This is a genomic window from Enterococcus crotali, assembly GCF_000633635.1.
GTDB lineage: Bacteria > Bacillota > Bacilli > Lactobacillales > Enterococcaceae > Enterococcus_L > Enterococcus_L crotali.
Window position 1 is genome coordinate 384,233 of sequence record NZ_AYPQ01000001.1, and the last position, 17,301, is coordinate 401,533.

The 17,301-nt window shown below is 34.6% G+C and carries 16 protein-coding genes and 1 pseudogene; 13 read left to right on the top strand and 4 right to left on the bottom strand.

What is annotated here, in order from left to right; all coding sequences use genetic code 11:
* The first annotated feature begins 45 nt into the window (after window positions 1–45).
* From V192_RS0101850 to V192_RS0101880, 7 genes are all read left to right on the top strand, one after another.
* Complete coding sequence (locus tag V192_RS0101850; protein WP_025868688.1) at window positions 46–777, top strand: LytR/AlgR family response regulator transcription factor; 732 nt, start codon at window positions 46–48, stop codon at window positions 775–777.
* Between the two features lie 33 nt (window positions 778–810).
* The gene (locus V192_RS0101855; RefSeq protein WP_239644566.1) at window positions 811–2,136 is read left to right on the top strand and encodes a GHKL domain-containing protein; all 1,326 of its coding nucleotides are present in this window, start codon (window positions 811–813) and stop codon (window positions 2,134–2,136) included.
* Window positions 2,137–2,245: 109 nt separating this feature from the next.
* A complete protein-coding gene (locus V192_RS0101860; RefSeq protein ID WP_025868690.1) occupies window positions 2,246–2,917 on the top strand; it encodes a YhfC family glutamic-type intramembrane protease in 672 nt (223 codons plus the stop codon).
* 11 nt (window positions 2,918–2,928) lie between these two features.
* Window positions 2,929–3,318 (top strand): DUF3887 domain-containing protein, encoded by a 390-nt coding sequence (locus tag V192_RS0101865; protein ID WP_025868691.1) that lies wholly within the window; start codon window positions 2,929–2,931, stop codon window positions 3,316–3,318.
* 538 nt (window positions 3,319–3,856) lie between these two features.
* Entirely contained in the window at window positions 3,857–6,460 is a 2,604-nt protein-coding gene (gene clpB / locus V192_RS0101870) for an ATP-dependent chaperone ClpB (protein ID WP_025868692.1), read from the top strand.
* Between the two features lie 125 nt (window positions 6,461–6,585).
* The gene (locus V192_RS0101875; RefSeq protein WP_025868693.1) at window positions 6,586–7,026 is read left to right on the top strand and encodes a MarR family winged helix-turn-helix transcriptional regulator; all 441 of its coding nucleotides are present in this window, start codon (window positions 6,586–6,588) and stop codon (window positions 7,024–7,026) included.
* A gap of 173 nt (window positions 7,027–7,199) precedes the next feature.
* Window positions 7,200–7,604, top strand: a complete 405-nt coding sequence (locus V192_RS0101880) for an organic hydroperoxide resistance protein (RefSeq protein ID WP_025868694.1) — start codon at window positions 7,200–7,202, stop codon at window positions 7,602–7,604.
* Window positions 7,605–7,671: 67 nt separating this feature from the next.
* On the opposite strand, the gene V192_RS0101885 is transcribed toward V192_RS0101880, so the two are convergent.
* Genes V192_RS0101885 through V192_RS0101900 form a run of 4 tightly spaced genes read right to left on the bottom strand, consistent with a single transcriptional unit; the run spans window position 7,672 to window position 10,563 of the window.
* On the bottom strand, window positions 7,672–8,028 hold the full coding sequence (locus V192_RS0101885) for a hypothetical protein (RefSeq protein WP_025868695.1): 357 nt from the start codon (window positions 8,026–8,028) through the stop codon (window positions 7,672–7,674).
* 39 nt (window positions 8,029–8,067) lie between these two features.
* Entirely contained in the window at window positions 8,068–8,760 is a 693-nt protein-coding gene (locus tag V192_RS0101890; RefSeq protein WP_025868696.1) for a DUF2238 domain-containing protein, read from the bottom strand.
* A gap of 43 nt (window positions 8,761–8,803) precedes the next feature.
* Entirely contained in the window at window positions 8,804–9,283 is a 480-nt protein-coding gene (locus V192_RS0101895; protein WP_025868697.1) for a nucleoside 2-deoxyribosyltransferase, read from the bottom strand.
* A 59-nt stretch (window positions 9,284–9,342) separates the two neighbouring features.
* The gene (locus V192_RS0101900; RefSeq protein WP_025868698.1) at window positions 9,343–10,563 is read right to left on the bottom strand and encodes a GNAT family N-acetyltransferase; all 1,221 of its coding nucleotides are present in this window, start codon (window positions 10,561–10,563) and stop codon (window positions 9,343–9,345) included.
* A gap of 141 nt (window positions 10,564–10,704) precedes the next feature.
* On the opposite strand from V192_RS0101900, the gene V192_RS18995 reads away from it, so the two are divergent.
* From V192_RS18995 to V192_RS0101930, 6 genes and pseudogenes are all read left to right on the top strand, one after another.
* On the top strand, window positions 10,705–11,409 hold the full coding sequence (locus V192_RS18995; RefSeq protein WP_051581914.1) for a histidine phosphatase family protein: 705 nt from the start codon (window positions 10,705–10,707) through the stop codon (window positions 11,407–11,409).
* Window positions 11,410–11,496: 87 nt separating this feature from the next.
* Window positions 11,497–13,331: pseudogene (gene lepA, locus V192_RS19000) on the top strand (translation elongation factor 4).
* 610 nt (window positions 13,332–13,941) lie between these two features.
* The gene (locus tag V192_RS0101915; protein ID WP_025868699.1) at window positions 13,942–14,679 is read left to right on the top strand and encodes a TraX family protein; all 738 of its coding nucleotides are present in this window, start codon (window positions 13,942–13,944) and stop codon (window positions 14,677–14,679) included.
* Window positions 14,680–14,808: 129 nt separating this feature from the next.
* Window positions 14,809–15,477 (top strand): response regulator transcription factor, encoded by a 669-nt coding sequence (locus tag V192_RS0101920; protein ID WP_025868700.1) that lies wholly within the window; start codon window positions 14,809–14,811, stop codon window positions 15,475–15,477.
* A gap of 85 nt (window positions 15,478–15,562) precedes the next feature.
* Window positions 15,563–16,480 (top strand): ABC transporter ATP-binding protein, encoded by a 918-nt coding sequence (locus tag V192_RS0101925; RefSeq protein ID WP_025868701.1) that lies wholly within the window; start codon window positions 15,563–15,565, stop codon window positions 16,478–16,480.
* Complete coding sequence (locus V192_RS0101930; protein WP_025868702.1) at window positions 16,473–17,279, top strand: ABC transporter permease subunit; 807 nt, start codon at window positions 16,473–16,475, stop codon at window positions 17,277–17,279. Before V192_RS0101925 ends, V192_RS0101930 begins: the two co-directional genes overlap by 8 nt.
* Window positions 17,280–17,301: the final 22 nt, after the last annotated feature.

A 17,301-nucleotide genomic window follows, 5' to 3' on the forward strand; every position in this document is an offset into this window, starting at 1 on the left:
AATTAGTAAAAAAAACTTAAAAAGTCGATTGAGGATTGAGCATACATGAGTATTTTTATTTTAGAGGATGATATTATTCAAGCGCAAGCTTTAAAAAGGTTAGTAGAAGAAATTTGTCAGAGAAAGAATATCGATATTGAAACGATTCATGTCACCAATAAAGGAGAACAACTTATTGAGCAGATTTCTAAGTCATTGACGCAAAACCTTTATTTTCTTGATATTGAAATCAAAAAATCTACATATAGTGGATTTGAGGTTGCTAAAAAAATTCGTACGATTGATGATACGGGTTTAATTGTTTTTATAACAACGCACTCAGAATTTGCACCGATATCTTACCAATATATGGTGTCAGCCTTAACATTTATAGAAAAAATGACTGAACCTGAAAAATTAAAAATAGAAATTGAAAAGTGCTTGATTAAATATCAGCAGTTGAATCAAAAACAAGAAATTAGTGAGTATTTACTTATTAATAATAGTCATTCAACAATCAAAGTACCTATTTCAGATTTTTATTATGTGATGACAACTGAGGCACATCGTTTAGCGCTTTTTACGCAAAATCGCTCCTTACGTTTTTATGGTGAATTAAAAGAAGTTGAACAGAAAAAGAACCAATTTATCCGCTGTCACCAATCATATGTGGTTAATTTGGATAAAATTTGTGAAATCGATCATACTAATCGCGAGTTGATTTTATCGAATGAGATGAAAATTCCGGTGTCAAGACGACTGTTGAAATCAGTGACTGATCGTTGGATAGAAAGATAGAAAGTATTTTTTTAGGAGGGTTGGTCAGTGCATATGGGAATAGTTACTCTATGTACAAGTTTAGTCATTGGATTTGTTTATTTCATCTTTTATTTGGAGTTGATAAATAGTAAAGTGACCTGGATTAGACTTGGCATAAGCAATGCTGTTTTAACAATTATGACAGGATATTTTAATAGTAGTGGGTACAATATTTATTCTGTTTTTACTATTTTTCTGTTGTTATTTTATTTAGGTTTAAGGCAAAAGCAGCATAAATTATCAATCGTGGAAAATATTTATTTTTCTGGATTAACGGTTTTTTTGATTACATTTTTGCAAAGCGAGCTGAATAAAATTCTTAGTTGGCTTTTGATCCACTCGTCTTTTCCGATCTATTTATCAACCTTTATTGTATTGCCTTTAGTTGTTGCATTAATAATGTTGGGTTTATTAATGATTCTACGAAGAAAAATCAGCCAAGTATTTGCGTATTTAGTTGAAAGTCCAATGCTCTATGTCAGTATCCTATTCATATTAATTTGCAATTTCTTTCTTTTTACAGCTTTTAATCCAGAATCATTTTCTTATCAGCATTATTTTTGGCAGTTTGAATTATTTGCATATCCAATGTTATTTTTTGCTTTTGGACTGGCCCTTTTTTTCTTTTATTATAGTTTTAAACTGACAAATAAGAAACAATTAGCCAAGCAAAAAGAATCAGAATATTATGAAATGAAACAATATACAGAGAAACTAGAAATATTACATGAGGAATTGGCCACTTTTCGACATGATTATCTAAATTTGCTTCTTTCTTTAGATGAAGGTATTCGATCTAAAGACTTAGATCTCATTCAGCAAGTTTATAATGAAGTCATTAAACCAACTTCCAAAATCATTTCTAACAAAGAGCTTGAGCTGACTAAATTAACTAAAATAAAAATTGTTGAAATCAAAAGTGTGCTAAGTGTAAAAGTTATCGATGCTTGTCAACGAGAGTTAAATGTTACTGTTGATATACCAAGCGATATCACGGCAATTTATATGGATGTGGTTGATTTTATTCGAGCTATATCTATCGTGATCGATAATGCAATTGAAGAGGCTGTTACATCCAACAAAAAAATAGTAGTGATTGCTTTTTTTGAAGTGGAGAATGATTTATTTTTTGTAGTAAAGAATAGTTGTTCTGAAAATAAAATATCCGTTGACAAAATGTTTCAAAAATCTGTATCGACTAAAGCAAATCAGCAAAAGCAAAGAGGCTATGGCTTGTTTTCTTTGGAGCAAATCGTTAATCATTCAGCAAATCTAATGTTAGAAACAATCATAGAACAGGAGTATTTTGTTCAAATTTTAAAAATCGACAAGTCTTAATGTTAGCCAGTCATGAATGAAATTGTACCACTTGCGAACAGTCCCATTACAGAGTAGCTGAGACGATGTATACTTACCTTGAAGTAACATATGAGAAGAGGTGAGGAACTTGTTTAGTGCATTGATAGCCTTAAGTGTAGGTGGTATTTTTCCACTGGCTGTTTTTATCTACTGTTTAGTCAAAAAGAAGGATTTGAAAGCGTTCCTTTTAGGTAGCTTGACATTCATTATTTTTCAAGTAATGCTGAGAATTCCGTTATTGCAACTTTTATCAAAAAATAGTATTGAATTTAATCTATTTCAATCGTTGCATCCCATTCTTTACATACTCTTTTTGGCTATTACTGCTGGGATTTTTGAAGAAGTAGGTAGATATTTGATTATGAAGTATTGCTTGAAAAAGAAGGATTCTTTTCAAACAGCAATATTTTTTGGATTAGGTCATGGGGGAATTGAAGCGTTTTTATTTCTAGGGATGAACGCAATAATCTATTTCTTTACTACCAGTTCAGATATTATGAATGGTGACTTTTTATGGGGAAGTCTGGAAAGAATCATCGCGATAATCCTTCATGTAGAATTATCGATTATTGTAATGAAGAGTGTAAAAGAGCACAATAATAAGTATCTGTGGTTGGCGATAATTTTACACGGAATGATTGATTCAATAATTACAATCGTGCAATTCTTTGGGGGACAATCACTTATTTTGACGGAGAGCATTTTTGGAGTTAGTGTAGTTTGTTTAGGTTTTTATAGTATGAAATTAAAAAAAGAGTAGAGTGTAACAAAATGAAAAAAGTAATATCATCAATGCTGACTATAGTTATTGGAATCATGGTACTGGCTGCTTGTGGAGAAAAAGTCGATCAAGAAACAACAAATAAAATGACAGCAAAGGCTGAGGAAATTGTTACATTGATAAATAATGGAAACTATGAAAAAGCGAGCGATTCTTTTTCTGACCAAATGCAAGGTCAGTTGAATAAAGCCGATTTTGAAAAAGCTGTTGCACCACTTCTTGAAAAATCTGGCGCTTTTGAAAAATTTGATAAAAGTACTGTTGAAAAGAAAGATGATTTTTATGTAGTCGTCTTAGTCGCTAAATATGAAAAAGATAAAAGAGTTTTTACGATTTCAATTAACGATAAAGAAAAATTAGAAGGTTTTTTCATTAAATAGACAATGTATAGTTATAGTGGTTTATGGAGAAGAAACAATACGTTTTTCGTGTTGTTTCTTTTTTTTCTTTGAATGACAATAATATTTGCGAAAAAATGAATAAGTTGTATGATAAAAATAGATAGGTAAAATTGGTCAAAAAAGTGAATGCTTTTCGTTTGACCAATATTGACCAAATGAGTATAATTGATTTATAAGGTCAAAATTAATCAGACTTTAGACCTTGAAAAAATAGTACAAAAGACCTAATGTCTTTTTGATAGATTAAGGATACTATTGATATAGTTGAAAGTTATGGGCTACAATTTTGAAAAAAGAGAAATGATGATTGAGGTAAAAAGCACCTCATTCATAATTTCCTATTTTTCTGTCGAAGCCGAGCGAGCCCACTACGCTTTTGATTATCTAGCTACGCGGGCTAGCATCTCGGAAAAAAGATAAATGATGATTGAAGCAAAAAGCACCTCATTCATAATTTCCTATTTTTCTGTCGAAGCCGAACGAGCCCACTACGCTTTTAAATTTAGGAGGTAATTATATGAATATCGAGAAAATGACAACGACATTACAAGAGGCAATTGCAGAGGCGCAGCAGGTGGCAGTGACTCGTCATCATCAGGAAATCGATATTGCTCACCTATGGAAGATTTTTTTACAGCCAAATCATTTTGGACGTAATTTTTATACAGATGCAGGGGTTGATGTCGAAGCTTTTGAACGTGAAATCGATAAGGCAATCGACGAATATCCAAGTATTCAAGGAAGCAATATTCAATATGGTCAAAGCATGAGCCAAAATCTGTTTAACTTATTAGGTGAAGCAGACAAACTTAGAGAATCATTTCAAGATGAGTTTCTAGCAACTGAAATTGTGATTTTAGCGTTGATGAAATTGAAAAATTATCGATTAACTAAATATTTAACAAGTCAGGGAATCACCGAAAAAGAACTACGTAAAAACATTGAAGACATGAGAGGGGGAGATCGTGTGACTTCTCAAAATCAGGAAGAACAATATAAAGCATTAGAAAAATATGGGGTAGACTTAGTCCAACAAGTAAAAAGTGGTAATCAAGATCCAATCATTGGACGTGATGAGGAGATTCGTGATGTTGTTCGAATTCTATCTCGTAAAACAAAAAATAACCCTGTTTTAATTGGTGAACCAGGTGTTGGTAAAACTGCAATCGTCGAAGGGTTAGCCCAACGAATCGTCCGTAAAGATGTACCTGAAAACTTAAAAGATAAAACTATTTTCTCATTAGATATGGGGGCACTGATTGCAGGAGCTAAATTCCGTGGTGAATTTGAAGAACGTCTAAAGGCAGTTTTGAAAGAAGTGAAGAAAAGCGAAGGTCGTATTATTCTGTTCATCGATGAAATCCATAACATCGTAGGTGCTGGCAAAACAGAAGGTAGTATGGATGCTGGAAACTTATTAAAACCAATGCTTGCTCGTGGTGAGCTGCATTTGATCGGTGCAACAACACTAGATGAATATCGCCAATACATGGAAAAAGATAAAGCACTTGAACGTCGTTTCCAAAAAGTTTTGGTAAAAGAACCAACAGTTGAAGATACGATCAGTATTTTACGTGGACTAAAAGAACGTTTTGAAATTCACCATAGCGTGAACATCCATGATAATGCGTTAGTCGCTGCTGCAACTTTATCAGATCGTTACATCACAGATCGTTTCTTACCGGATAAAGCTATTGATTTAGTCGATGAAGCGAGTGCAACGATTCGAGTTGAAATGAATTCAATGCCGACAGAACTCGACCAAGTAACACGTCGATTGATGCAATTAGAGATCGAAGAAGCAGCATTGAAGAAAGAGTCCGATGATGCTAGTAAAAAACGGTTGAACGCTTTACAAGAGGAATTAGCAGATCTTCGTGAAGAAGCCAATGCGATGAAGATGCAATGGGAAACAGAAAAAGAAGAAGTCAATGCTGTCAGCAATAAACGTGGAGAAATCGACAAAGCAAAACATGAACTAGAAGATGCTGAAAACAATTATGATTTAGAAAGAGCAGCGGTTCTTCGTCATGGTACGATTCCACAATTGGAAGAAGAATTAAAAGAACTTGAAGCTAAAAATGCGAAAGACAATGTCCGCATGGTCCAAGAGGCTGTGACTGAAAACGAAATTGCGCAAGTGGTTGGTCGTTTAACTGGTATTCCTGTAACGAAACTAGTTGAAGGTGAACGTGAAAAACTAATGAAATTGAATGAAACTCTTCATAAACGTGTCATTGGTCAAGATGAAGCGGTAGATGCTGTAAGTGATGCCGTGATTCGTTCGCGTGCTGGTTTGCAAGATCCAAACCGTCCATTAGGTTCATTCTTATTCTTAGGACCAACAGGTGTTGGTAAGACAGAACTTGCTAAAGCATTAGCGGAAGATCTATTCGATTCAGAAGATCATATGGTTCGGATCGATATGAGTGAGTATATGGAAAAACACAGTGTGTCTCGTTTAGTTGGAGCACCTCCAGGCTACATTGGTTATGAGGAAGGTGGTCAATTAACAGAAGCGGTTCGCCGTAACCCATATACGATCGTTTTATTAGATGAAATTGAAAAGGCACATCCAGATGTGTTCAACATTTTACTCCAAGTATTAGATGATGGCCGCTTGACTGACTCTAAAGGACGAGTAGTCGATTTTAAAAATACTGTGTTGATCATGACAAGCAATATCGGTTCTCAATTATTGCTTGAAGGTGTAACGCCTGAAGGCACGATTCCAGAAGAAGTAGAAGAGCAAGTAATGACGATTTTACGAGGTAATTTCAAACCAGAATTTTTAAACAGAATCGATGATACGATTTTGTTCACACCACTAAGCCTAGATAATGTCAAAGGCATCATTGGTAAAATGACCGCTCAATTAGCAAAACGGTTGGAGCATCAAGAAATTGAATTAGTAATTTCTGATGAGGCCAAAACGTGGATCGCTGAAAGTGGATATGATCCAGCATATGGTGCACGTCCATTGAAACGTTTTATTACAAAAGAAGTGGAAACACCTCTAGCAAAAGAAATCGTTTCAGGACGAATATTACCGAAAACAAAAGTAACCATCAGTTTATTGAATGAGCAATTAGTGTTTGAAAATGAACCGATAGAAGAATAAGAATGAAATTGAGATGACTTTTTTTAAAAGTTGTCTCAATTTTTTTATAAGTATAAAAAATTGATTTTAAAAATGATATTGTGTAGAATCTAACTATTATACTAACAATTTAAAAGAGGGATCTAGTGGATAAAAAAAGTAGAAGATTAGAAGAGCAACTTTGTTTTTCTTTGCAAACAGCTTCAAAACAGTTTAGCAGGATGTATGCTAAAGCGTTAAAACCATTTCATTTAACCTATCCTCAATACCTAGTATTGCTAGTTCTATGGGAATATTCAGATTTGCGGATATCTGATATTGGAGAGAAACTTGCCCTTGATACGGGAACATTGACTCCCATGCTTAAAAGAATGGAAAAAAATGGCTATATTCATCGAAATCGCTTGCCAGAAGATGAGCGGATCGTGATTGTTTCGCTTTCAGAAAAAGCGATTCAATTAGAAACAGAGATTTATGATCAAGTAGAAGGATGTTTAAATCAGCTTGATTTTAATGAAAAAGATTATTTTTTATTGATCGAACAAATCAATTCTCTAAGTAAACAAATTGGTGAAATCAACCATTAGAATATGAATCAAAGGACTTCGAAAAGAATGGAATGCTCAAATTCCAGCTTTTTGAAGTTTTTTTAGAAACAGAATTGATTTTTATGAAGCAAACTATTGTACATCGATAAAAATATTGTGTACAATTTAATTGTACGATGTGGTTATGATAATATGAATTGGAGGAATGAATCATGAAAAAAATCTATTCAACAACAATCATCAATACAGGCGGAAGAGAAGGGGAAGTTTTCTCACCGGATAAATCATTTAGCTATCAAGTGACCTCTCCGGGCCCTCATCAAGAAAATAAAACCAACCCAGAACAACTATTTGCAGCAGCTTATAGTTCTTGTTTTAACAGTGCATTAGAGCTTGTGATGGGAAAACAAAAAATCAACTCTAAAAGCACAGTAAAAGCGACTGTTTCATTATTTAGCGATGAACAATCTGGTTTTCAAGTTGGCGTTGTCTTGTCTGTAAAAATCGATGATGTCGATCGTGAAAAAGCAGAAGAATTGGTCAAAGCAGCTCATGAAGTTTGTCCTTATTCAAAAGCTACAAGAGGAAATATTTCAGTTGAGTTGGAAGTCGAATAAAAAAATAGATTGAAGAAAAAAACGATGAGATAACTTGAACAAGTTTTTCATCGTTTTTTAGTGATTATTATAAATCTAAAAGTAGTAAGGCTGCAGCTCCTGCGCCATCATCATCGCTATCGCCATCGTAAAAACCAATGACATCATTCGAGAGCAAGCCTGTTTTTTTATAAATTTTACCGTTTGCATAAGAACCAACTACATCGGTTGAAAGTAAGCCAGTCTTTTTATAGATTTTACCGTTTTTATAAGAACCAATGACATCACTTGAAAAGGCTCCTGTTTTTTTTGAAATGTTTCCGTTTGAGTATGAGCCAATTCTATCACTAGAAAACAGCCCTGATTTTTTGTGAATTTTACCATTCTCATAGGAACCAACCTTATCTTTAGACAGCAAACCTGTTTTTTTGTAGATACCAGACATTCTATTTCCTCCTTTTAAACTAAATGACTTCTAAAACTGCTAGAAAAAAGGTTCCTTTTTATTCACTTTTCTAAACGCATACGCTTTAAAATACTCTGGTTTATGTCGTTGCGTAAAACTATAGACGGTTAAAATCAAGGCACCAATTGTATTCGTAAATAAATCACCCATGGTATCCATCAACGCTTCACGACCAATATAAGGTTGCCTAGCTTCTGTCATATAACGTTGCAGATTCATATTACCAAGTGAATCGCAAAGGAATTCCCAAAACTCCCAGAAAACGCCGCATAATCCAGCGAATGCAAAGCCCATGATAATGAACAACCAAGGACTGATTTTAGAAAAATCCGATTCTCGCAAACAATATCCAATAATTGCGTAACCAACAGCTACTAATAAAATTGGGCTGACAGCATGAAGGATTTTATCCCAGAATGGGACAACAATAATCAAGCGCAGACCAGTTCCAAGGAAAACGGCGATCCAAATGAAAAACCAATAATAAAGACGGACCATTTTTGGAAAAACTAAGCCTGTAAATTTAGTAAAGACAAAGGGTACGAAAATCACAGCGATCCCCGCAATCATTTCAAATGTCAATAATACATATTGTTCAGTTGGTTGAACCACAAATGTTTTAACGATATTCACGAGTAGTGTAATAAATCCAAATACAAGTAAAAAGTAAAAAACACTTTTTTCCTGTTTATCCTCAAATTCTAACTTCATATAAAAGCCTCCAATCGTTATATTTTATCAAGGGAAATTGACTCTATTTATTCAATTTTTCCTTAATTAAGGCTAAGAAATCTTGTTCATTTGTAGCGACCGATCCATTTAATTTTACTAAACCAACGGTGTATAAGTTAAGATAATGGAATTGATTTTCAGCAGTATCAGCTAAAGCAGCTAATTTTTTTGGATTGTCTGCACCTTGTTGGCGCGTGTCAGTATATAGACCGATCATAGGGATATTTTTGGCATAAGCGACACCAATTTCAGAAGCAACACCAGCATCAATCGTAAGACCATCTAAAACAGCTACTAATAAATCACTTTCAAGGACTTTTTCGGTATCCGCTAATGCAATCATCTTGCTATCCGCATAAGCTGATTTATCATTGATCGCACCATTTTCTTGTGGTAAATACACTTCGATTGAATCATCTAGATCACGTATTTGTTTCACCATATATTCATTATAAAGTAAATCCGCTTTGGCAAACATCGGTCCTGCAAAGTATAGTTTCATGTATTGTTTCCTCCAGTAGTTGTTATGTGATAATAAAATATTCGACAATCAATTGATACTTAAAAGTAATCGCTAAAGTAAGCTTCTTGATCAGGTAAAATCCGCTCCAATGAATGTAAGGTTTCCTTATCAGTTTCTAAACGCTCAATTCGATGTAAATAAGTCGGACGGCGATAATTCATCAAAAGACAAGTCAAGGTTTGAATATCGATATGAACAGGTTGTCCCAGTGGTTCATCTGTCACAGAAACTTGATCATCTTCATCCCATAATAAACTAAATACACCATTGTTCCATTCTGCAACAGGATCGGTTACGACAAAATGAAATGGTTTTGCAGTACTAGCATACGGATAAGTCAGCAATAACTCTTTAACATCCACGATTCGTGCCATAAAGTAAGGCTCGATCGTTTCTTTGATTTGGCTGTCGTCTAGTAAAAAGGCTAACGGTTCATTTTTGTAAATATCCCCTTTGACCCAATAAACCATCGAAAAATGAGCAGAAATGAAGTTCCATAAGCCATTTCGAGCTTCCTGATTGATATAAAACATTTCCTTAATATGAAATACTTCTTCTGCTACCCAATAAAAAAGGACACCTAATGGCTCTTGATTCGCACCATAATAAACCGCGGCTGTTCGTTCCTCTTCATTTTCAAAGCGCCAATATTCTTCCCAATTAAATTCACTGCGGATCAAAGCCCCATGATTTTGGCGAGCAAATTTCGCATATACTGTAAAGACATCTTCATGGTCCACGCTTACTCGTTCCACCATCCCAGGTACCTCAACTTGTTTAGGTAGTTGGGTATCTCGGATTTTAAAAGAAAGCTTGTCGGACATGATCTCCCAGCCTTTTCTCCGATAGTAGGGAATACTGTATGGATATAGATATGAGATCCATTGTTGATCTTGACGCATATTTTTTAGGGCCAGATGAATCAAGTCTTGCATTAAGCCATGATTTGCATATTCTGGATAGGTTCCAACACCTGTCACCCCGCCCATTTTAAATAGTGTTCCGTGAATATTTACTTCACAAGGATAAATCGCAATTTGTGAAATCAGTTTATCTTCATGAAACCAGCCGAAAACTTTCGATTGCTCTAAAATAGGCTGTTTAGATTTAATCAATTCCTTCTTGCTTTCGTAGCCGCTCTCTTCTAAATCAGCTTCTGTAAATTGAAATACATAACTCAATAATTCGTTGAATTGATCCACGTATTGTTCATCCACGGCTTTCAATTCTAAATTTTCTCTGAACTCTTTTTGGTCCATTTTTCCATCTCCAATTTATTTTTCTATACCCAGTATATCAAAAAAATAAGAATAAACGGAATAATTCTCTCTAAGAAAAGGTAAAGAGGCATTTTTGCTTTGACACGCTTGTGGTAAACTTTTTTTGGGAGGTGTTTTTTTTTGAAGAAAATAATTTATTTACTCAGACATGGAGAAACAGAATTTAATCAACAAGGAATTTATCAAGGAGTGCTTGATTCGCCATTAACACCTCTTGGGAAAATACAAGTCAAAGAAAATGGATTCCTTTTAAAACGAAAATTAAAATCTTTAGAGGATCAAGAAATTGCTTTTTTTTACAGCCCACTAGGTCGAACACAGCAGAGTGCTGAAATCATTTATCGAGTATTAGATCGTCACTTGATGAAACCTGTTAGTGATGAGCATTTAAAAGAGGTGAATATTGGCTCGTGGAATGGTAAAACCAGACAAGCGATTGCAGCAGAAACTAAAAACAAAGAGTATAATGAATTTGATTGGTACTTTAAATCCCCCAATGGAGAAACGTATGAAGATGTTCAGCAACGCTGTAAAAAGTGGTTAGAAGAAATCAGTACAATCCAACAACAGCATATTATTGTGATGTCCCATGGTTTATTGGGACGAGTTCTACGTGGTAGTCTACTAAATTGCCTTATGAAAAAACAATACGACTGGAGGTTCCGCAAACTGGTTTTTTTATTGTTAAAGAAAGCGGACTGGATTATATTACAAACGACTATGAGTTTTTCTAAGCAAAGGAATGATTGTCCTAATAGGGAAGGAAACATAGGAAAGTTCTTTAATTCTGGCGAAAAAATTGCTATAATGGAAAGTGCTGATTGAAAATGATTTGAGCGATGAGCCAAGCCTATGTGATTTAATGAAATCACACGCTCATTCAGCTTTTCATAAAAGAAATGAGGACTATTAATGAATATAAATGAAATGAAGCAAAGACAAGAGAAAATTCGTAATTTTTCCATTATTGCTCATATTGACCACGGGAAATCTACACTAGCTGACCGGATTTTGCAAAAAACTGAAACTGTTTCTGATCGCGAGATGCAAGATCAGTTACTTGATGCAATGGATTTAGAGCGTGAACGTGGCATTACGATCAAGCTAAATGCGGTTGAATTAACCTATACAGCCAAAGATGGGGAAGATTATATTTTCCATTTGATCGACACTCCAGGACATGTGGATTTTACGTATGAAGTATCAAGAAGTTTAGCAGCCTGTGAAGGAGCTATCTTAGTGGTTGATGCGGCGCAAGGTATTGAAGCACAAACATTAGCAAATGTTTATTTAGCGTTAGATAATGATTTGGAAATTATTCCAGTGATCAATAAAATCGATTTACCAGCAGCAGATCCAGAACGAGTTCGTACAGAAATCGAAGATGTGATTGGAATCGATGCCAGTGATGCAGTTTTGGCAAGTGCTAAAGCGGGCATTGGGATTGAAGATATTTTGGAACAAATCGTTGATTTAGTTCCGGCGCCGACAGGGGATCTTGAAGCACCGCTAAAAGCGTTGATTTTTGATTCAGTCTATGACAGTTATCGTGGGGTTATTTTAAATGTTCGGATCATGGATGGGGTTGTAAAACCTGGTGATAAAATCATGATGATGAATAATAATAAAACCTTTGAAGTGACAGATGTTGGTATCTTCTCACCAAAACCGATCAGTCGTGATTTCTTAATGGTCGGCGATGTCGGCTATATCACTGCTGCAATCAAAACGGTCCGTGATACCCAAGTTGGGGACACAGTAACTTTAGCGAATAATCCGGCAAAAGAAGCGTTGGCGGGTTATCGTAAAATGAATCCAATGGTTTATTGCGGATTATATCCAATCGACAATTCACGTTATGTTGAGTTACGTGAAGCATTGGAAAAATTACAACTGAATGATGCAGCGTTACAATTTGAAGCCGAATCATCTCAAGCTTTAGGGTTTGGTTACCGTTGTGGATTTTTAGGTTTGTTGCATATGGATGTAATTCAAGAACGATTAGAGCGAGAATTTAATCTTGATTTGATTACAACGGCTCCGTCCGTAATTTATCATGTAACGAAGACTGATGGGACGAAAATCGTTGTTGATAACCCAGCAGAATTTCCAGATCAAAGCTCCGTTGATTTTGTAGAAGAACCATATGTTAAAGCGACTATCATGGTGCCAAATGAATATGTTGGGGCTGTCATGGAAATTTCTCAACGTAAACGTGGTGAATTCGTTACAATGGATTACTTAGATGAGTATCGAGTGAATGTTATTTATGATATGCCGTTGTCAGAAATTGTTTATGATTTCTTCGATCGTTTGAAATCTGGTACTAAAGGATATGCTTCATTAGACTATGAAATGATCGGTTACCGTAAGAGTAATCTATCTAAGATGGATATCCTGTTAAACTCAGAAAAAGTCGATGCACTAAGCTTTATTGTGCACAAAGATTTTGCTTTTGAACGGGGGAAAGTAATTGTTGAGAAGTTGAAAAAATTAATTCCTCGACAACAATTTGAAGTGCCGGTTCAAGCTGCGATCGGGCAAAAAATCACCGCTCGTTCAACCATCAAAGCCTTGCGTAAAAACGTTTTGGCTAAGTGTTACGGTGGAGATATTTCACGCAAACGTAAGTTATTAGAGAAACAAAAAGATGGTAAGAAGCGGATGAAGCAAGTTGGTTCTGTTGAAGTTCCGCAAGAAGCTTCATGGCTGTTCTGAAAATGGACGAGGATGAACCGAAGAAATAGTAAGTTTAAGAGCAAAAGTTTACTTTTTAGACACGCTTAGTTGTTTGAAAACGAGTGAAATACTAACGATTATTGATAATATAACAAGTAATGAATAAGCGACTGAATAGCTGTTACAGTCATCGTAAGGCAAAAGTACCTTCAAACGAAGGTGCTTTTTTCTATGCTTAAAAATGAAAAGGCTCAAAAAAAAACTGAATATTTATTTGAACGATTTGAAAACCGCTATGAATAAGTTTGATTTTCCGATTTAAATGAATAACAGCAATTCCTACTGAATATTTCTATTTGTTGAGAAAATAATATTTTTTGAAGAAGTTAAAAGAGTAGGAAGTACTAGAGTCTTGAAAGAATGAGTATTGAAGTGAAGTTAAGTAATCGACACCTGAAAAAGATAAAATTTACCTATAACAAAAACGTCACAAATCTATTTTCCTATTTTTCATTCAAGTCTAAACGAGCGTGTGGAGCTGTTTTTAAGTGCGCCTAAACTAGACTCATTACAACTTTACCTTTTCTTTACGTTTTATTGAAAATGAATTTGTACTTTATCGCTAAAGTATAGAGAGTACTAAAAATTGTAGTAAAACGAAAAGAGGAGAACAAGAATATGAATAAGAAACTTGATGCTTTCCATTTGAAAATTATAGCAGTAGTGGCTATGGCAATGAATCACGCAGGCATTATTTTTTCATGGAGTCACAGTATCAATACGGTTGGATTGTTTGCAATCTCGGAATTTGTTGGAAGATTGACGTTTCCAATTATGGCCTATCTATTAGTTGAAGGGTTTCACTACACCAAAAATTTGCGAAAGTATTGTACAAGGTTAATTCTGTTTTGGTTCGTCTCAATTTATCCATTTTATTTGATTCATAATCCAACAGATGCATTTTCAATCACTGATATTCCCAATAATATTTTCTTTACGCTGTTGATGGGCTTATTGATGATGATTGTATATTCACGAACGAAGAATAAAGTAGTTCACGTACTAATTGTTTTTGGGTTTAGTCTCCTGACTGTGCTTTCGGATTGGGCAATTATAGGTGTTTTTATCATTTGGTCTTTTTATGTAGAGCACAATCAAAAAGGCAAAAAAAGAACATTAATTAGCGCATTTATCATTTTTGAAATCATTTCAATTGTTGGTTTTATCATGAATAATGCTTTACCCTCTTGGGGAGCAGAGGTATTTTCGCAATTTGGTTTTTTAGCAGTATTATTCTTGCTATTACAATACAATGGAGCAAGAGGATATTCTCCGAAGTGGGTCAAATGGGGATTCTATTGGTTTTATCCGATTCATTTGATTGTCTTTGAATTGATTAGATGTTTTGTTTTTTAAAGTGCTAAATCAAAAATGGTTTTAAAGTGATCGAATTTGAGGGCTTTTTTGATGCGCACTCTGCTATAATGAATAGCGATAATTATAAAGACAAGCTAATCTATAAATAACAAGGATGAGGAAGAAAAAATGAACAATATTTTGATTGTTGAAGATGATATGTATATTAATGATCTACTCTATGAAGCTTTAGTGACAGAATCGTTTTCCTGTACACGAGCTTATTCTGGAACGGAAGCATTATTGTGTATAGAAAAGAAAATTTTTCAAATTATTTTATTAGATTTGATGCTGCCTGGGATGACAGGGGAAACATTAGTACCACTTATAAAAGAAAGGTGCAATGCAGCGATAATCATCATTTCATCAAAGGATATATTAGATACTAAAGTTGAGATGTTGACTAGTGGAGCGGATGACTATATCACGAAACCGTTTGAAATCGAAGAACTATTGGCTCGTATTCAAGTTCAATTGCGAAAAAGTAGTCCATATCAAGGACAATTGCTATCCTTTCAATCGCTGACATTGGATAAAGATAGGAATGCTTTGATCGTATCGGGTCAGGAGATTGCTTTAACACATCAAGAATTTAAAATTATGGAGTTGTTCCTATCTTACCCTAAAAAAATATTTAGTAAGCAGGAAATTTACGAATATGCTTGGGCTGATTTTTATGTTGGTGAAGATAAAACGGTCAATGTCCATATTTCAAATATTCGACAAAAAATCAAAAAAACTTCTGGACAAGAGTGGATCAAAACTGTTTGGGGAGTTGGCTTTACTTTACAACAATAAGCTTTAACTTTTCTTTAACTCTTTTTTGTATTGAATTTGCAGTTGAAAGCTAAAATGAGTTTAACAAGAGAGAGGGGTAAAAAAGATGAGTAACTATTTACTGGAAACAAATGAGTTAAGTAAAAAATACAAAAAACAGTTTGCAGTCGATCATGTGAGTCTACATGTTAAACGTGGTGCTATTTACGGATTAGTTGGAAAAAATGGAGCTGGGAAAACTACGATCATGCGAATGATCAGTGGGCTTGCAACACCGACTAGTGGGGAAATCGCACTATTTGGTGAGAGTGGTCCTCACGCCAAAACCTATTTTTCTCGTATTGGAGTATTGATAGAAGCACCTGGTTTATATGGCGATATGAGTGCTACAGACAACTTAAAATTAAAGCAAATTGCAATCGGTTTATATGGTAATGAATACATTCCTGCACTTTTGAAACTAGTAGGTCTTGCAGATGTGGGGAAAAAGAAGGTTAAACAGTACTCTTTAGGAATGAGACAAAGATTAGGAATCGCGATGGCTTTACTTGGTGAACCAGATTTACTCATATTGGATGAGCCGATCAATGGGCTAGATCCACAAGGAATTGTAGAGATGCGAGATATCTTGATAAAATTAGTTGAAGATAAAAATATTACAATCATGATCTCCAGTCACCTTTTAGAAGAATTAGCCAAAATGGCGACAGACTACGGTTTTATTCATCAAGGGCAACTGATTCAAGAAATTTCTCATGAGGAATTGCTAGAGGAATGCAAACAGTTTATCGAGATTCAATTAAAGGAACCGCAATTAGCTACTACTGTGATCGAAAACATGGGCATTTCAAATTACAAAGTAGTTGATCGAAATACCATTCGAATTTATGAACAATTAACTAAAAATAGTGAAATTAATTTAGCTCTTGCACAAGCGAATATTGCCATTGACTCTTTTACAATTTCGCAAGTTTCGCTAGAGGAATATTTTTTAAGTTTGACTGGAGGTAGTCACCATGATTAATGTAATGAAAATGGATCTGTATCGAATGTTTCGGTCAAAAAGTACCTACCTTATTTTGTTGGGGATTTTAACTTTTGTAGGAATAACTTTGTATACTATGAGAGATTCGATTGGAATGCCTAATGTGGGTGTTACCATAGGGATTACTACAAATACGGACGGCTTAAGAAGTTCCACGGATTTAACAACACTCTTTAAGATCATGGCAAGTAGTAACTCTTTTTTGATTGGGATTGTGATCTTTAGCGTTATGTTTATCAACCGTGAAGAGGCATCTGGTTTTACTAAGAATATTGTAGGACAAGTGACAAGTAAAGGGTTACTCGTATTGTCAAAATTTGTCAGCCAATGTGTATTTATAGTACTTTCTTTTATTGGTAGTCTTTTTATTTTCTTTTTTATTGGGAATGTTATTTTCGATTCAGTTAGTCTAGGAAATAGTTTTGATCTAATCAAAGAAACAAGTCTGCAATTTATTTTTCATGTGGCATTTGCTGCAATTGTATTGGGGCTGATCACCTTGATCCAGCAACCTGTTGTGAGTATGCTAATAGGTATTTTATTGACTTTCGGTGGATTTAGTTACCTCTATCAAATGATCAATAACATTATCCATGGAATCACTGGAAATCAGACGTTTGATTTGATGAATTACACCATCACTGGGATTGTACCAAGTATTTCAGGGACTTCTCCTGTAGCAAGTATTATTCGAGGTATCGCTGTCTCTTTTGTATTTATTGTTCTGATGTTGACGTACAGTGTTACAATAAAACAAAAGAGAGATGTAAACGGATAATGTTCATAAAGTAAAAAGGGGA

Coding starts and splice junctions, on each gene's coding strand:
- V192_RS0101890 (WP_025868696.1), bottom strand. CDS start 8,760: ATGAAGTTAGAATTTGAGGATAAACAGGAAAAAAGTGTTTTTTACTTT.
- V192_RS0101925 (WP_025868701.1), top strand. CDS start 15,563: ATGAGTAACTATTTACTGGAAACAAATGAGTTAAGTAAAAAATACAAA.
- clpB (WP_025868692.1), top strand. CDS start 3,857: ATGAATATCGAGAAAATGACAACGACATTACAAGAGGCAATTGCAGAG.
- V192_RS0101900 (WP_025868698.1), bottom strand. CDS start 10,563: ATGGACCAAAAAGAGTTCAGAGAAAATTTAGAATTGAAAGCCGTGGAT.
- V192_RS0101865 (WP_025868691.1), top strand. CDS start 2,929: ATGAAAAAAGTAATATCATCAATGCTGACTATAGTTATTGGAATCATG.
- V192_RS0101895 (WP_025868697.1), bottom strand. CDS start 9,283: ATGAAACTATACTTTGCAGGACCGATGTTTGCCAAAGCGGATTTACTT.
- V192_RS0101855 (WP_239644566.1), top strand. CDS start 811: ATGGGAATAGTTACTCTATGTACAAGTTTAGTCATTGGATTTGTTTAT.
- V192_RS0101915 (WP_025868699.1), top strand. CDS start 13,942: ATGAATAAGAAACTTGATGCTTTCCATTTGAAAATTATAGCAGTAGTG.
- V192_RS0101885 (WP_025868695.1), bottom strand. CDS start 8,028: ATGTCTGGTATCTACAAAAAAACAGGTTTGCTGTCTAAAGATAAGGTT.
- V192_RS0101920 (WP_025868700.1), top strand. CDS start 14,809: ATGAACAATATTTTGATTGTTGAAGATGATATGTATATTAATGATCTA.
- V192_RS0101850 (WP_025868688.1), top strand. CDS start 46: ATGAGTATTTTTATTTTAGAGGATGATATTATTCAAGCGCAAGCTTTA.
- V192_RS0101880 (WP_025868694.1), top strand. CDS start 7,200: ATGAAAAAAATCTATTCAACAACAATCATCAATACAGGCGGAAGAGAA.
- V192_RS0101930 (WP_025868702.1), top strand. CDS start 16,473: ATGATTAATGTAATGAAAATGGATCTGTATCGAATGTTTCGGTCAAAA.